Below are 15,168 nucleotides of genomic sequence, written 5' to 3'. Positions count from 1 at the left end.
ACGTGCAGCGTTGCGGCAACGGCAGCGAACTCCCTCTCCCATGGGGAGAGGGCTGGGGTGAGGGGGTACGCCCTATCGAGCGACAAAAACCCTCACCCGACCGGCTTCGCTGCGCTTCGCCGGTCGACCTCTCCCACAGGGAGAGGTGAAAGCAAGCGCGTTGTCGCGGCAAACCTTAGCAAAATTCCGCGCCGCGATCCTACCCGGCTGCTGCCGCCATGCACGGTTTTGCGCGATTGACCGCGCCGATCCGCCTTCCTAAGACTCCCGCCAACAAATCCGGCGATCAAGCACGGATCACACACGGGAGTTCGAGGATGCGCGATGTGTTCGTCTGCGATGCGGTGCGGACCCCGATCGGCCGGTTCGGCGGCGCGCTGTCCAAGGTGCGCGCCGACGATCTCGCCGCCGCCCCGATCAAGGTGCTGCTGGCGAAGCATCCGAAACTCGACTGGGCGGCGCTCGACGAGGTGTATCTCGGCTGCGCCAACCAGGCCGGCGAGGACAACCGCAACGTGGCGCGGATGGCGCTGCTCTTGGCCGGGCTGCCGGAGCAGGTGCCGGGCATCACGGTCAACCGGCTGTGCGCCTCCGGGCTCGACGCGGTGGGGGCCGCGGCGCGCGCGATCCGCTGCGGCGACATCGATTTCGCCATTGCCGGCGGCGTCGAATCGATGACGCGGGCGCCATTCGTGATGGGCAAGGCACCAGAGGCGTTTGCGCGGCAGGCCGAGATTTTCGACACCACGATCGGCTGGCGCTTCATCAATCCGTTGATCAAGGCGCAATACGGCGTCGATGCGATGCCGGAGACCGGCGAAAACGTCGCCGAGGAGTTCCAGATTTCCCGCGCCGATCAGGACGGCTTCGCGTTGCGCTCGCAGCAGCGCGCGGGTGTTGCGATCGCGGCGGGCTATTTTGCCGACGAGATCGTCGCGGTCGCGGCGCCCGGCGGCAAAGGCGGGCCAGTCAACGTGGATAAGGACGAGCATCCGCGTCCCGAGACCACGCTGCAGGGGCTTTCCAAATTGAAGCCGATCGTGCGCAATCCCGGCACCGTGACCGCCGGCAACGCCTCGGGGATCAATGACGGCGCCGCGGCGATGATTCTCGCCTCCGAGCAGGCGGTGCAGCGGCACGGGTTGACGCCGCGGGCGAAAATTCTCGGGCTGGCCTCGGCCGGCGTGCCGCCGCGGATCATGGGGATCGGCCCGGTGCCGGCGACGCAGAAGCTTTTGGCGCGGCTCGGGCTGTCGATCGGCGATTTCGACCTGATCGAACTCAACGAGGCCTTCGCCTCGCAGGGGCTGGCCTGCCTGCGCCAGCTCGGCATCGCCGACGACGCGGACTTCGTCAATCCGCATGGCGGCGCCATCGCGCTCGGCCATCCGCTCGGCATGAGCGGCGCCCGGCTGGCTCTGACCGCGGTGCATGGCTTGGAAAAGCGCGGCGGCAGATTGGCGCTGGCGACGCTGTGCGTCGGCGTCGGCCAGGGCGTGGCGATGGCGCTCGAACGGGTGAATTGAGCGGCCCGGCGAAATTACCTTCTCGTGAGCGGGTTTATCTTGCCGCTGCGCCTCCCGATCGGCAGCGCGCTCCCTCCCCCCCTTGCGGGGGAGGGTTGGGGAGGGGGGTGACCGCAAGGTCAGGACTCGCAGACCCCCACCCCCGACCCCTCCCCGCAAGGGGGAGGGGAGAAGAGCAACGCCCGCTCAGGCGACGCTCGCCTTCACCACCTCGCCCAGCGCCGTAAAATCCGCCTTGCGCGGCGAGGTCGCGCGGAACACCAGCCCGATGCGGCGGCCGGGCTGCGGATCGGTCAGCCGCAACAGCTTGACCCGGCTGTCGCGGCGCTCCACCTCGGCGGCGATCTGCGGAATCAGCGTGATGCCATAGCCCGACGCCACCATCTGCATCACCGTCGACAGGCTGGAGGCGCCGAACGTCATTCCGGCGGCCGGGTTGCGGCCGCGCCGCGCGGTGGCGCAGAACGCCAACGCCTGATCGCGCAGGCAATGGCCGTCTTCCAACAGGATCAGCCGGCTCTGGTCGATGTCGCGGGCGGCGACGCGCGTCGTGTCGGGCCGCGGATCGTCGGCCGGCACCGCCAGCAGGAACAGATCCTCGAACAGCGCCAAGGCGTCGAGCTCGGCATCCTCCAGCGGCAGCGCCAACAGTGCCGCGTCGAGCGCGCCGCTCTTGATGTCGCCGACCAACGACCGGGTCTGGCTCTCGCGCAATTCCAGCCGCAGTTCGGGAAAGCCGCGCTGCAGCGCCGGCAGGATCTTCGGCAACAGATACGGCGCCAGCGACGGGATCACCCCGAGCGTGAGGCGCCCGGTCAGCGGCTGATTGCGATGCCGGGCGAAATCAACGAGGTCGCGCGACGCCGTCAGCACCTCGTCGCCGCGCCGGGCGATCTCGCGGCCGGCGTCGGTCAGCAGCACCTCGCCGGGCCGCCGCTCCACCACCTTGACCCCGAGGGTGCGCTCAAGATCGCTGATCTGCATCGACAGCGCCGGCTGGGTCACCGAACAGGCCTCGGCGGCGCGGCCGAAATGGCCGTGCTTGGCGAGCGCGGAGAGATAGCGAAGCTGGCGCAGCGTGACCATGCCCGATCAGATAAACTGATCGCCCGAACAATGCAATTCGACTGGACCTGATGATAGATTTATTCCAGATTAGCGCTTGTCGGGTTCCCAGTGACCGCCCGGTCGCGGGATGCGCCGGCCAACACAACACCATCATCCTCAAGCAAGACGATGCCGCGCCGGACCGCAAGTTCGCACGGACATCCGGCCTCACTTCCGGAGGACGCACCGCCGCACTGATCACCACCCGCCGGCAATCGGATTGCCGACGCATCGATTGCAACGCCGTGGACCGGCTCGGTCCGGCGCCGCCCCGGCCGCAGGCTGGGCGCGCCGTGGATGCCGAGGGCTGCGACGCCAACCGCCAACGCACAACGCCACACACCACCAACGCCATTACGATCGGAGACCACCATGGACGCAAAGACTGACGAAAAATCCGGCAAATGCCCCGTCGCGCACGGCGCGGCGCCGCGCGGCAACCGCGACTGGTGGCCGGAGCAGCTCGACCTGTCGGTGCTGCATCAGCGCTCGCCGGCGGCCGATCCGCTCGGCAAGTCGTTCCATTATGCCGAGGAATTCAAGAAGCTCGACCTCGCCGCGCTGAAGCAGGACCTCGTCGCGCTGATGACCGATTCGCAGGACTGGTGGCCGGCGGATTTCGGCCATTACGGGCCGCTGTTCATCCGCATGGCCTGGCACAGCGCCGGCACCTATCGCACCACCGACGGCCGCGGCGGCGCCGGCGCCGGCCAGCAGCGTTTCGCGCCGCTGAATTCGTGGCCCGACAACGTCAACCTCGACAAAGCGCGGCGGCTGTTGTGGCCGGTCAAGCAGAAATACGGCCAGAAGATTTCCTGGGCCGACCTGTTCGTGCTCACCGGCAATGTCGCGTTGGAGTCGATGGGCTTCAAGACCTTCGGCTTTGCCGGCGGCCGCGCCGACACCTGGGAACCGGAAGAACTGTTCTGGGGTCCGGAGGGCACCTGGCTTGGCGACGAGCGCTACAGCGGCGAACGCGAACTGGCCGAGCCGCTCGGCGCGGTGCAGATGGGCCTGATCTATGTCAATCCGGAAGGTCCGAACGGCAACCCCGATCCGCTGGCCTCGGCCAAGGACATCCGCGAGACCTTCGGCCGCATGGCGATGAACGACGAAGAGACCGTGGCGCTGATCGCCGGCGGCCACACCTTCGGCAAGACCCACGGCGCCGGCGATCCGTCGTTCGTCGGGGCCGACCCGGAAGGCAGCGCGGTCGAGAACCAGGGCCTCGGCTGGAAGAGCACCCATGGCACCGGCATCGCCGGCGACGCCATCACCAGCGGTCTGGAAGTGATCTGGACCTCGACGCCGACCAAGTGGAGCAACAACTTCTTCTGGAACCTGTTCGGCTACGAGTGGGAGCTGACCAAGAGCCCCGGCGGCGCGCATCAGTGGACGCCGAAGAATGGCGCGGGCGCGGGCAGCGTGCCGGACGCCCACGACAAGTCGAAGCGTCACGCGCCGTCGATGCTGACCTCCGACATCGCGCTCAAGGTCGATCCGATCTACGAAAAGATCGCGCGGCGGTTTTACGAGAATCCGGACGAGTTCGCCGACGCCTTCGCGCGGGCCTGGTTCAAGCTCACCCATCGCGACATGGGCCCGGTGGCGCGCTATCTCGGCCCGGAAGTGCCGAAGGAGACGCTGATCTGGCAGGACCCGATCCCGCCGGCCGATCATCCCTTGATCAATGATGCCGACATCGAAGCCCTGAAGGCCAAGATCCTCGGCTCGGGGCTTTCGGTAGCGCAACTGGTCTCCACCGCCTGGGCTTCGGCCTCGACCTTCCGCGGCTCCGACAAGCGCGGCGGCGCCAATGGCGCGCGGATTCGCCTGGTTCCGCAGAAGGACTGGGAGGTCAACCAGCCGGCGCAGCTGCAGCTGGTGCTGCAGAAGCTCGAAGCGATCGGCAAGGAGTTCGGCAAGAAAGTGTCGCTCGCCGACCTGATCGTGCTCGGCGGCACCGCCGCGGTCGAGAAGGCCGCCAAGGACGCCGGCGTTGCGGTCAAGGTGCCGTTCGCCCCGGGCCGCGGCGACGCCTCGGCGGAGCAGACCGACGCGCCGTCCTTCGCGCCGCTGGAGCCGCGCGCCGACGGCTTCCGCAACTACGTCAACAGCAAGAAGCATCAATACATGAAGCCCGAGGAGGCCCTGGTCGATCGGGCACAGCTGCTGACGCTGACCGCGCCGGAGATGACCGTGCTGGTCGGGGGCTTGCGGGTGCTCGGCGCCAATGCCGGGGATTCCAAGCACGGCGTGTTCACCACCAAGCCGGGCACGCTGAGCAACGACTTCTTCGTCAACCTGTTGACGATGGCGACGTCGTGGCAGCCGTCGACCACCGAAGGCATCTATGAGGGCCGCGACCGCAAGTCGGGCGAAGTCAAGTGGACCGCGACCCGCGTCGACCTGATCTTCGGCTCGCACTCGCAATTGCGCGCGCTCGCCGAGGTCTATGCGCAGGCGGATTCCAAGGAGAAGTTCGTGCGCGACTTCGTCGCCGCCTGGACCAAGGTGATGAACGCCGACCGCTTCGACCTCAAGGCCGAGCCGGTGCTGCTGCAAGCCGCGGAGTAACAGCGCGACGACGTCGCGGTCACGCCGCGACGTCGATGCTGCAAGCGCGGCTCGATCGCGCGCCACCGGGCGCAACTCACAGCCGCACTCCGATGACGACGAGCCCCCGCGAGCCAATCGCGGGGGCTTTTGTTTGGAGGATTTACTTCCGCCGCGCCCCGCTTCCGCCGCGCCCCCACAACCCCACCGTCATCCTGAGGAACCCGGCGAAGTCCGAAGGACGAAGCCGGGTGTCTCGAAGGATGGGCCGCGGGCGAGACGCCGACCCGCCGACGCCACTACGCGACACTCCTGCGTTACCACACCTGCGAGTCGGAGTGGGACCAGCGGCAGAGGCCTCGTCGCGCGTCGCCATCCTTCGAGGCGCGCCGACGATAAGCTGCGATACGTAGCAGCACCGCGCGCCGGCGCGCACCTCAGGATGACGGCGGCGTGTGGAGCAGGCCCTGGAGTCGCGCTGCAATTAGCTACGATCTCAATCATCGTACAAGCGACAAGTTCAGGAAGAGATATCTCAACCGTATCATTTCACCACCCCCGTCGTCATCCTGAGTGTCTGACCGAAAAAGCAGCGAGCAAAATCAGGGGGCTTTGTCATTGCGAGCCGAGGGCGGCGCGCAGCGCCGACTGAGAAGCGAAGCAATCCAGGGGCTCCATGCGGGCCCTGGATTGCTTCGTCGCAATGACGGGTTGAATGCCTGATTTCATTGATCGCTTTTTGAGTCAGACTCTGAGGAACCCGGCGTAGCCCGCAGGGCGAAGCCGGGCGTCTCGAAGGATGGGCTGCGGGCGAAGCGGCCACCACACGTCTCGATTGACAGTTAATCCCGCGCTGGCATGCTGCGCGACCAACCCGCAAGTATCAAGGGTGCGGACGATGGGGGCTTACGTCTATATGCTGCGCTGCGCCGATGGCTCCTACTATGTCGGCAGCGCCAGCGGCGACGATCTTGCGCCGCGCATCGCGCAACATGACGCCGGCACTTACCCGGGGTACACTTCGACCCGCCGGCCGCTGACGCTGGTCTGGTCGGAGCATTTCGATCGCATCACCGATGCGATCGCCGTCGAGCGGCAGATCAAGGGCTGGAGCCGCGCCAAGATGCAGGCGCTGATCCGCGGCGACTGGGCCGACATCCGTCGGCTGGCGCGGCGCGGCAGTCACGCGCGGGTCGTCGACGTTCCCGAGTAGCGGTCATCCTTCGAGGCGCGCCGACGATAAGCTGCAATACGTAGCAGCACCGCGTGCCGGCGCGCACCTCAGAATGACAGCCGCGTGGTGTGGCGAGATGCGATCATCGTTTCAGGCCCGCCAGCTCACAACGTTGTCCGTTCAAGATATTCAGCGTCATCCTGAGGAACCCGGCGAAGCGCAGCGAAGCCGGGTGTCTCGAAGGATGGGCCGCGGGCGAGACGCCCGGCACACCGACGCCGCTGCGACGCTCTTATTTTACTCCACCTGCGAGTCGGAGCGGGACCAGCGGCGAGAGGCCTCGTCGCGCGTCGCCATCCTTCGAGGCGCGCCGACGATAAGCCGCAATACGTAGCAGCACCGCGCGCCGGCGCGCACCTCAGGATGACGGCGGTGGGGAGCGTCGAGCCGCGCGCGGGCAGCCCGCGGGCCTCTCCGCGGGAAACCGCCGGCGCCTCCCCCTCACCGCTGGCACGTCGGGCACCAGAAGGTCGAGCGGCCGTTCTGCACGAAGCGTTTCACCACCCCGCCGCAGCCACGCGTGCGGCACGGTTCGCCCTCGCGGTCATAGACCGCAAAGGAGTGCTGGAAATAGCCGAGTTCGCCCGAGGTCTGGCGGTGGTCGCGCAGCGACGAGCCGCCGGCCGCAATCGCCGCCTGCAGCACCGTGCGGATCGCTTCCACCAGCCGCACGGCGCGCGCGGTCGGCGCGCCGGCGCGGGTCGCAAGCGTCGCCGCGAGCCGCTTGGGCGAGAGATGCGCGTAAAACAGCGCCTCGCAGACATAGATGTTGCCGAGGCCGGCGACCACGCGCTGGTCCAACAGCGCCGCCTTCAGGCTGGTCTTGCGCCCGGCGCAGGCTTTCGCCAGCATCGCCGCGTCGAACGAATTGCCCAAAGGCTCCGGACCCAAGCCTTTGAGAAACGGCTCCTCGGCGACCTCGCCCGGGGCGAGAATCTTCATGTAGCCGAAGCGGCGCGGATCGTTGAACACGATCACCGCGCCGTTCGACATCGAAAACACCACATGATCATGGGCGCGGTCGTCGCCCCGCGGATGGTGAAACGCCCCCGGCCTGGTCGCGGCCCTGCCCTGCAGCACCCGGAACGAGCCGGACATGCCCAGATGCATCAACAGCACGTCGCCGCTTGACAGCTCCGCCAAAAGATATTTCGCCCGGCGGCCGAGCCCCTTGACGGTCTGGCCGATCAGCCGTTTGGCGAGATCCGGCTGCAGCGCAAAGCGCAGATCGGCGCGGCGGGCCAGAAAGCCCTCGATCCGGGCGCCGGCCATCGCCGGCTCAAGCCCGCGCCGGACGGTTTCGACTTCGGGCAATTCCGGCATGCGGCGCGTTCACCTTGGGTTGCCAAGGTGATAGCGCCATCGGCGGCGGCGCGCTATATGGTCCGCCGCAGACAGGTTTTGGCGACGGCGCACCGGCTCGGGCCAGCGCGCGCCGCCGCGCGCAGGAGAATTGGCATGACTCAGCCGGGCGAGACCACGCATTTCGGCTTCAAGGACGTGGCGCTGGACGACAAGCAGACGCTGGTCAACGACGTGTTCCACAGCGTCGCATCGCGCTACGACCTGATGAACGATCTGATGTCGGGCGGGCTGCACCGCGCTTGGAAGAACGTCATGATCACCGCGCTGAACCCGCCGCGCTCCGACGCGCCGTTCGCGCTGCTCGACGTCGCCGGCGGCACCGGCGACATCTCGTTCCGCGCCGCCAAGGCCGCAGGCACGGGCTTCACCGCCACGGTCTGCGACATCAATTCCGACATGCTCAGCGTCGGCCGCGAACGCGCGCTGGCGCGGCATCTCGACCACCAAGTGTCGTTCATCGAGGGCAATGCCGAAGCGCTGCCGTTTCCCGACAAGAGCTACGACGCCTATACCATCGCCTTCGGCATCCGCAACGTGCCGCGGATCGATGCGGCGCTGAAAGAAGCCTACCGGGTGCTGAAGCCGGGCAGCCGCTTCCTGTGCCTGGAATTCTCTCATGTCGACGTCCCCGGCCTCGACAAGATCTACGACCTGTTCTCGTTCAACGTGATCCCGCAGATCGGCCGCGTCGTCACCGGCGACGCCGAATCCTATCAATATCTGGTGGAATCGATTCGCAAATTCCCGAAGCCCGCGGTGTTCGCCGAGATGATCCGCGACGCCGGCTTCGCCCGGGTGTCCTATCAGTCGCTGTCCGGCGGCATCGTGGCGCTGCATTCGGGCTGGCGTTTGTGATCTCTGCCCTTACTCATGCGGCGCGGCTGGCCCGCGCCGGCTACGTGTTTGCGCGCGAGGGCGTGTTCGGCGTGGTCGATCCGTCGCTGGTGCCGCCGCCGGGCCAACTGGCGCTGCGGGTCGCCCGGCTGATCGAGCGCCCCGGCGCCAAATCCGGACCGCGATTGTCGCGCGCGCTGACAAGGCTCGGCCCGGCCTATCTCAAGCTCGGGCAATTCCTCGCCACCCGCCCCGACGTGGTCGGGGTGGCGATGGCGCGCGACCTCGAAAGCCTGCAGGACCGGCTACCGCCGTTCTCGCAGACCGAGGCCGAGGCGGTGATCGCGGCATCGCTGGAGCGCCCGGTGGCGCAGGTGTTCGTCAGCCTTAGCGAGCCGGTCGCGGCAGCCTCGATTGCCCAGGTGCATCGCGGCGAGACCGACACCGACGGGCTGCGCAAGCGCGTCGCGGTGAAGGTGCTGCGACCGAACGTGGCGGCGCGGTTCAACCGCGACCTCGGCGATTTCTTCTTCGTGGCGGAAAAGGCCGAGATCTATTCGTCGGAAGCGCGGCGGCTGCGGCTGGTCGAGATCATCAACACCATGTCGCGCTCGGTGGCGATGGAGATGGATCTGCGGCTGGAAGCCGCCGCCGCCTCCGAGATGGCCGAGAACACCAAGGACGATCCGGATTTCCGGGTGCCGCAGGTCGACTGGGACCGCACCACCCACAACGTGCTGACCATGGAGTGGATCGACGGCATTCCGCTGAACGATCACGCCCGGCTCGCCGAAGCCAAGGTCGACGTCGCCGAACTCGGCCGCAAGGTGATCCAGAGCTTTCTGCGCCACGCGCTGCGCGACGGCTTCTTCCACGCCGACATGCATCCCGGCAACCTGTTCCTCGACCCGACCGGACGCCTGGTCGCGGTGGATTTCGGCATCATGGGGCGGCTCGCGCCGAAGGAGCGGCGGTTTCTCGCCGAGATCCTGCTTGGCTTCATCACCCGCAACTATCGCCGCGTCGCCGAGGTGCATTTCGAGGCCGGCTACGTGCCGGCGCATCATTCGGTGGAGAATTTCGCGCAAGCGATCCGCGCCATCGGCGAGCCGATCCACAACCGCATCGCCGAAGACATCTCGATGGCCAAGCTGCTGACGCTGCTGCTCGAGGTCACCGGGCTGTTCGACATGCGCACCAGGCCCGAGCTCATTCTGTTGCAGAAGACCATGGTGGTGGTCGAAGGCGTGGCGCGTTCGTTCGATCCCAAGCTCGACATCTGGAAGGTCGCCGATCCGGTGGTGCGCGAATGGATCGAGCGCAACTTAGGCCCGGTCGGCAAGATCGAGACCGCGCTGTCGGGCGCCGGCGAACTCGGCCATCTGCTCGGCGGGCTGCCGGCGATCGCCGCGCGCTCGGTGGCGCTGCTCAACCAGCTCGAGGGCATGACCCGCAACGGCCTGGTGTTGTCGCCGGAGACCATCGCCGCGATCGGCCGCTCCGAGCGCAACCGCACCCGCGGCCGCACCATCGCGCTGTGGATCATCGCCGCCACCTTCATCGGCGTGTTGCTGTCGATGCAGTGAGTCGACGCACGCAATGATTGCAACGCACTCATGTCTTGCCTGCAATGCGGTCGTTGGCTAAGTTCCACGCAGGAGAACCCGCGTGGCCAGTCTGACGATCCGCAAACTCGACGAGGCGATCAAGGCCGAACTGCGGCAGCGCGCCGCGCGCCATGGCCGTTCGATGGAAGACGAGGTGCGGATCATCCTGCGCGAGGCGTCGCAGCCGCGCCACGAGTTTGCCGCAAGTTTTGACGAGGCCTCGGCGCAGCCGGAAACGCCGCCGCCGCAGCCCGGCGCCGCGGGCCATCCGCCGAAAATCACCCTGATCGTCGGCGGCGGCATCGCCGCCTATAAATCCATGGACCTGATCCGGCGGCTGATGGAGCGCGGCTTCGAGGTGCGCTGCGTGTTGACCCGCGCCGCGCAGCAATTCGTCACGCCGCTCACCGCAAGCGCCCTGTCGCATCAGCGCTGCTACACCGATCTGTTTGACCCCGCGAGTGAATTCGACGCGGGCCACATTCGGCTGGGGCGCGACTGCGCGCTCGTATTGGTGGCGCCGGCGACCGCCGACCTGATGGCGAAGATCGCCAACGGCCACGCCGACGACCTCGCCAGCGCGATCCTGCTCGCCACCAACCGGCCGATCCTGCTGGCGCCGGCGATGAATCCCTTGATGTGGACTAACGCCGCGACACGGCGCAACGTCGCGCAGCTTGTCCGCGACGGCGTCCACATGGTCGGCCCCAATGCCGGCGAAATGGCCGAAGCCGGCGAGGCCGGCCGCGGGCGGATGGCCGAGCCGATCGAAATCGCCGCTGCGGCACAGGGGTTTCTGCACCCTTCGCAACCGCAGCCACTCGCCGGCTGCAAAGTGCTGATCACCGCCGGCCCGACCCACGAGCCGATCGATCCGGTGCGCTACATCGCCAATCGCTCCAGCGGCAAGCAGGGCTACGCCATCGCCGCGGCCGCAGCGGCCGCCGGCGCCGCGGTCACGCTGATCTCCGGCCCGGTCGAGCTGCGCGATCCCGCGGGCGTGCAGGTGATCCGCGTCGAATCGGCGCGCGAGATGCTGGAGGCGGTGGACGCCGCGCTGCCGGTCGATGTCGCGATCTTCGCCGCCGCGGTCGCGGATTGGCGCGTCGTCGATCAGGGCGCGCAGAAACTGAAAAAGGGCAGCGCCGGCACCCCGCCGCTACAGCTCGTCGAGAACCCCGACATCCTCGCCACCGTCGCGCGCCGCGCCGAGCAGCGGCCGGCGCTGGTGATCGGCTTCGCCGCCGAAACCGAAAATCTGCTCGACAACGCGCGCGCCAAACTAGCCCGAAAAGGCTGCGACTGGATCGTCGCCAATGACGTCTCGCCGGCCACCGGCGTGATGGGCGGCGAGCGCAACACCATCCATCTGTTGAGCCGCGCCGCCGATGCGATCGCCATCGAATCCTGGCCGGTGATGTCGAAAGACCAAGTCGCCACCGCGCTGATCGCGCGTATTTCCAAAGCTGTAAGGACTGCCGAATCATGACCGTCGCTATCTCCGCCACCGTCCAGCAATTGCCGCACGGCGAGGGCCTCGCGCTGCCAGCCTATCAGAGCGCCCATGCCGCAGGGCTCGACCTGCTCGCCGCCGTCGCCAATGACGCGCCGCTGGTGCTGGCGCCGGGCACCTACGCGTTGGTGCCGACCGGGCTAACGCTGGCGCTGCCGCCGGGCTACGAGGCGCAGGTGCGGCCGCGCTCCGGGCTCGCCGCGCGGCACGGCGTCACCGTGCTCAACGCGCCGGGCACCATCGATGCGGACTATCGCGGCGAGATCGGCGTGCTGCTGATCAACCACGGCAGCCAGCCGTTCACCATCGAGCGCGGCGAGCGAATCGCCCAGATGGTGGTGGCCCGGGTGGCGCGGGTCGAGCTGAAGGCTGTCGCCGCGCTAGATGAGACCGCGCGCGGCAGCGGCGGATTCGGCTCGACTGGCCGCTGATCGCCGCCGGCGCCGCCGCCCAAATAAATTAAATTCGTCCAATTTTGCTCTGCATCCGCCGTTCACGATCTGGACTCTTACCCGGCTTGTCCCGATGGGGATAATGTCGCTCGATTCGTGAACGGCGTAACGGGGCACGATCGGCACCAGCGGATTTCGGTTTCGGTCGGATCGCGCGCACATTTGTTGTTGCGCGCTCGATCCGGCTGCATTCGTCTGCTTGTCGATCCGGCGCCCGACGGCCGTCGTTCGTTCTACGGTTTGGGGCTCTCTATGTCAGGCGTGGTCGCATCGATGCGTCGGACCCTGCTGTCGTGCACGGCGCTGGCACGCAGTAGCGGCGCAGGCGTCGCGCTAGCGATGTGGGCCGCGGTGTCCTCGGCCACGGCGGCCGAGACCGCCGCGAACCCGACGCTGACCGCGCTGCTGGATTTCAGCCGCCAGGACGTCATCGCGCTGACCATGGCCGTCGCCGTGCTCGGCTTCTCGGTGGTCGCGGCGATCCTGTTGATGCGCACGAGGCTGCGCGCCGCCGCCTGCGAGGCGCGGTTGCGCGGCGACATCCAGACCCTGCAGGTCGAAGCCGACCGCTTCCGCGCGCTGTTGTTTGCGGAAACCCAGGTGCTAATCGCCTGGGCCGCCGGCGATAGCAGGCCGCAGATCAGCGGCGACGTCGCGCTGTTGCTGCCGCAGGCCGCGCTGGCCGGCGAGCCGGCGGTTCAGCCGCAGCGCATCCTGGCGTTCGGAACCTGGATGCCGCCGGAGCCGGCGCTGAAGATGGACCACGCGGTCGACGCCTTGCTGGAATCCGGCGAAGGTTTCCAGCTCAACCTCGTCACCTCCACCGGCCGCAGCATCGAGGCGATGGGCCGCGCCGTCGGCGGCCAGGCCATCGTGCGAATCCGCGATCTCTCCGGGCTGCGCCGCGAACTCGCGGAAATGACGCAGCGCCACAAGACGCTGCAGCAGGAAACCGAGATGCTGCGCGACTTCGCCGCCGCCGCGCCGTGGCCGATCTGGACCCGGCGCGACGCCGGCCAGCTCAGCTACGCCAACGCCGCCTATGCGCGGGCGACCGAAGCGGCCAACGTCGCCGACGCCGTCGAGCGCAATCTCGAGCTTCTGGAAAGCAACGACCGCACAGCGCTCTACCGCGCGCTCAACGACAACGCCAATTTCGCCGCAAGATTGCCGATCGTGATCGGCGGCGAGCGGCGGATCTACGACGTCCACGCCATGAAGGTGCGCGGCGGCAGCGCCGGCGCCGCGATCGACGCCAGCGAAGCCTACGCGCTCGGCGCCGCCCTGGTGCGGATGGCGGAGGCGCATCGCCGCACGCTGGACCAATTGTCGAGCGGCGTCGCGGTGTTCGACGAACAGCACCGGCTCGCCTTCTACAATGATTCCTATCGCCGGCTGTGGGACCTCGATCGCACGTTTCTCGACAGCAACCCGGAAGATTCCAGCGTGCTCGACCGCTTGCGCGCGGCGCGCAAACTGCCGGAGCAGCCGAATTTCCGGGAGTGGAAGGCGCGGCTGCACGAGGCCTATCGCGCCGTCGACCCCGCCAAGGACGTCTGGTATCTGCCCGACGGCCGCGCGATTTCGATCGTCACCACGCCGAACCCCGAAGGCGGCGTCACCTATCTGTTCGACGACGTCACCGCCAGCCTGGAATTGGCGCGCCGTTTCGACGGCCTGATCAATGTGCAGCGCGAGACGCTCGACAATCTCGCCGAGGCGGTCGCGGTGTTCGGCAGCAATGGTTGCGCCCGGCTGTTCAACCCGCCATTCGCGCGGATGTGGAACCTGTCGCCGGAAGCGCTGCAATTGCAGCCGCATATCGAGACCGTGGTGGATTGGTGCCGGCCGCTATTCGACGACGCCGCCACCTGGCAGACGCTGCGCGGCGCCATCACCGGCATCGAGAACCGGATCGCGATCCCGCTGAAGCTGGAGCGCCGCGACGGCAGCGTGCTGAACTGCATGACCATGCCGCTGCCCGACGGCGCCACCATGCTGACGTTCCAGGACATCACCGACACCGAGAACGTCGAGCGCGCGCTGCGCGAGCGCAATGAGGCGCTGGAAACCGCCGACCAGATGAAGGTGGATTTCGTCCACCACGTCTCCTACGAACTGCGCTCGCCGCTCACCACCATCATCGGCTTCGCACATCTGCTCAGCGATCCGATCACCGGCCCGTTGATGCCGAAGCAGGCCGAGTATCTCGAATACATCACCACCTCGACCGGCGCGCTGCTGGCGATCATCAATAACATTCTCGACCTCGCCACCATCGACGCTGGCGCGATGACGCTGAACCTCGGGCCGATCGACATCCGCAAGACCATCGATGACGCGGCCGAGGGCATTCAGGATCGGCTGGCGCGCGACCGTATCGCGCTGCAGATCGACGTCGATCCGGCGATCGGAAACTTCACCGGCGACGAGCGCCGCGTCGTACAGGTGCTGTACAATCTGCTCGCCAATGCGGTCGGCTTCTCGCCGCACGATGCGACGATCACGCTGAGCGCGAAACGGTCCGAGCACAACGTTACTTTCTCGGTCACCGATCGCGGTCCCGGCATTCCGCCGGAGGTCAAGGACAAGGTGTTCGATTGGTTCGAGAGCCATGCCAACGGTTCGCGGCATCGCGGTGCCGGCCTCGGCCTGTCGCTGGTGCGCTCTTTTGTGGAACTGCATGGCGGCCGGGTTCGTGTCGACTCCGTCGTCGGCAAGGGGACCACGGTGATCTGTGATTTCCCCCTCGATCAAACAGCCCATCGCAACGCCGCGGAATGAGCCAGCCCACAACATTCTCCGTCGCTTTGAACAACGAGGTCGCCACGGCCGACCTGATGGCCGATCTCGCTTTGTTGGTCAGTCCCGGCGATGTGATCACGCTCTCGGGCGATCTCGGAGCCGGCAAGACAGCGGCGGCGAGGGCGATGATTCGCTATCTCGCCAGCGATGATGAACTGGAAGTGCCGAG

Annotated in this window: 11 protein-coding genes; 9 read left to right on the top strand and 2 right to left on the bottom strand. The window is 67.4% G+C overall.

All coding sequences use genetic code 11. The annotated features are described in order from the left end of the window. Nucleotides 1–317: 317 nt before the first annotated feature. Entirely contained in the window at nucleotides 318–1,526 is a 1,209-nt protein-coding gene (pcaF, locus tag VGC77_RS22935) for a 3-oxoadipyl-CoA thiolase (RefSeq protein WP_331173864.1), read from the top strand. A gap of 186 nt (nucleotides 1,527–1,712) precedes the next feature. Here pcaF and VGC77_RS22930 read toward each other — a convergent pair whose 3' ends face one another. Continuing rightward, nucleotides 1,713–2,612, bottom strand: a complete 900-nt coding sequence (locus VGC77_RS22930) for a LysR substrate-binding domain-containing protein (RefSeq protein ID WP_331173863.1) — start codon at nucleotides 2,610–2,612, stop codon at nucleotides 1,713–1,715. Between the two features lie 393 nt (nucleotides 2,613–3,005). Between VGC77_RS22930 and katG the strand changes: the two genes are divergently transcribed. Then, complete coding sequence (gene katG / locus VGC77_RS22925; RefSeq protein ID WP_331173862.1) at nucleotides 3,006–5,210, top strand: catalase/peroxidase HPI; 2,205 nt, start codon at nucleotides 3,006–3,008, stop codon at nucleotides 5,208–5,210. Nucleotides 5,211–6,087: 877 nt separating this feature from the next. Beyond that, nucleotides 6,088–6,402: a GIY-YIG nuclease family protein gene (locus VGC77_RS22920; protein WP_331173861.1), complete on the top strand. Its 315-nt coding sequence runs from the start codon at nucleotides 6,088–6,090 to the stop codon at nucleotides 6,400–6,402. Between the two features lie 462 nt (nucleotides 6,403–6,864). Here the strand turns inward: VGC77_RS22920 and mutM are convergent, their stop codons facing one another. Beyond that, nucleotides 6,865–7,746: a bifunctional DNA-formamidopyrimidine glycosylase/DNA-(apurinic or apyrimidinic site) lyase gene (mutM, locus tag VGC77_RS22915; RefSeq protein ID WP_331173860.1), complete on the bottom strand. Its 882-nt coding sequence runs from the start codon at nucleotides 7,744–7,746 to the stop codon at nucleotides 6,865–6,867. 135 nt (nucleotides 7,747–7,881) lie between these two features. Between mutM and ubiE the strand changes: the two genes are divergently transcribed. The 6 genes from ubiE to VGC77_RS22885 all read left to right on the top strand — a co-directional run. Next, nucleotides 7,882–8,643 carry a bifunctional demethylmenaquinone methyltransferase/2-methoxy-6-polyprenyl-1,4-benzoquinol methylase UbiE gene (gene ubiE / locus VGC77_RS22910; RefSeq protein WP_331173859.1) on the top strand — a complete coding sequence of 254 codons (762 nt, stop codon included), beginning with the start codon at nucleotides 7,882–7,884 and terminating at the stop codon, nucleotides 8,641–8,643. Next, nucleotides 8,640–10,208 carry a 2-polyprenylphenol 6-hydroxylase gene (gene ubiB / locus VGC77_RS22905; RefSeq protein WP_331173858.1) on the top strand — a complete coding sequence of 523 codons (1,569 nt, stop codon included), beginning with the start codon at nucleotides 8,640–8,642 and terminating at the stop codon, nucleotides 10,206–10,208. Before ubiE ends, ubiB begins: the two co-directional genes overlap by 4 nt. Nucleotides 10,209–10,290: 82 nt before the next feature. After that, entirely contained in the window at nucleotides 10,291–11,718 is a 1,428-nt protein-coding gene (gene coaBC, locus VGC77_RS22900) for a bifunctional phosphopantothenoylcysteine decarboxylase/phosphopantothenate--cysteine ligase CoaBC (protein ID WP_331173857.1), read from the top strand. Next, the gene (dut, locus tag VGC77_RS22895; protein WP_331173856.1) at nucleotides 11,715–12,173 is read left to right on the top strand and encodes a dUTP diphosphatase; all 459 of its coding nucleotides are present in this window, start codon (nucleotides 11,715–11,717) and stop codon (nucleotides 12,171–12,173) included. The genes coaBC and dut overlap by 4 nt, the downstream gene beginning before the upstream one ends. Nucleotides 12,174–12,446: 273 nt before the next feature. Next, nucleotides 12,447–14,978 carry a PAS domain-containing sensor histidine kinase gene (locus VGC77_RS22890; RefSeq protein WP_331173855.1) on the top strand — a complete coding sequence of 844 codons (2,532 nt, stop codon included), beginning with the start codon at nucleotides 12,447–12,449 and terminating at the stop codon, nucleotides 14,976–14,978. Further along, nucleotides 14,975–15,168 (top strand): tRNA (adenosine(37)-N6)-threonylcarbamoyltransferase complex ATPase subunit type 1 TsaE (locus VGC77_RS22885; RefSeq protein ID WP_331173854.1); only part of this gene is annotated, 194 nt, incomplete at its 3' end. The genes VGC77_RS22890 and VGC77_RS22885, both read left to right, overlap by 4 nt.

It is taken from the genome of Rhodopseudomonas sp. (assembly GCF_036404135.1).
Lineage (GTDB): Bacteria > Pseudomonadota > Alphaproteobacteria > Rhizobiales > Xanthobacteraceae > Rhodopseudomonas_A.
Note: the sequence above shows the minus strand (reverse complement) of the source record. Positions and strands in the feature narration are given on the sequence as shown.

What these genes read in the sequence shown, in the direction of transcription:
- pcaF (WP_331173864.1), top strand. Translation starts at nt 318, where the DNA reads ATGCGCGATGTGTTCGTCTGCGATGCGGTGCGGACCCCGATCGGCCGG.
- VGC77_RS22930 (WP_331173863.1), bottom strand. Translation starts at nt 2,612, where the DNA reads ATGGTCACGCTGCGCCAGCTTCGCTATCTCTCCGCGCTCGCCAAGCAC.
- katG (WP_331173862.1), top strand. Translation starts at nt 3,006, where the DNA reads ATGGACGCAAAGACTGACGAAAAATCCGGCAAATGCCCCGTCGCGCAC.
- VGC77_RS22920 (WP_331173861.1), top strand. Translation starts at nt 6,088, where the DNA reads ATGGGGGCTTACGTCTATATGCTGCGCTGCGCCGATGGCTCCTACTAT.
- mutM (WP_331173860.1), bottom strand. Translation starts at nt 7,746, where the DNA reads ATGCCGGAATTGCCCGAAGTCGAAACCGTCCGGCGCGGGCTTGAGCCG.
- ubiE (WP_331173859.1), top strand. Translation starts at nt 7,882, where the DNA reads ATGACTCAGCCGGGCGAGACCACGCATTTCGGCTTCAAGGACGTGGCG.
- dut (WP_331173856.1), top strand. Translation starts at nt 11,715, where the DNA reads ATGACCGTCGCTATCTCCGCCACCGTCCAGCAATTGCCGCACGGCGAG.
- VGC77_RS22890 (WP_331173855.1), top strand. Translation starts at nt 12,447, where the DNA reads ATGTCAGGCGTGGTCGCATCGATGCGTCGGACCCTGCTGTCGTGCACG.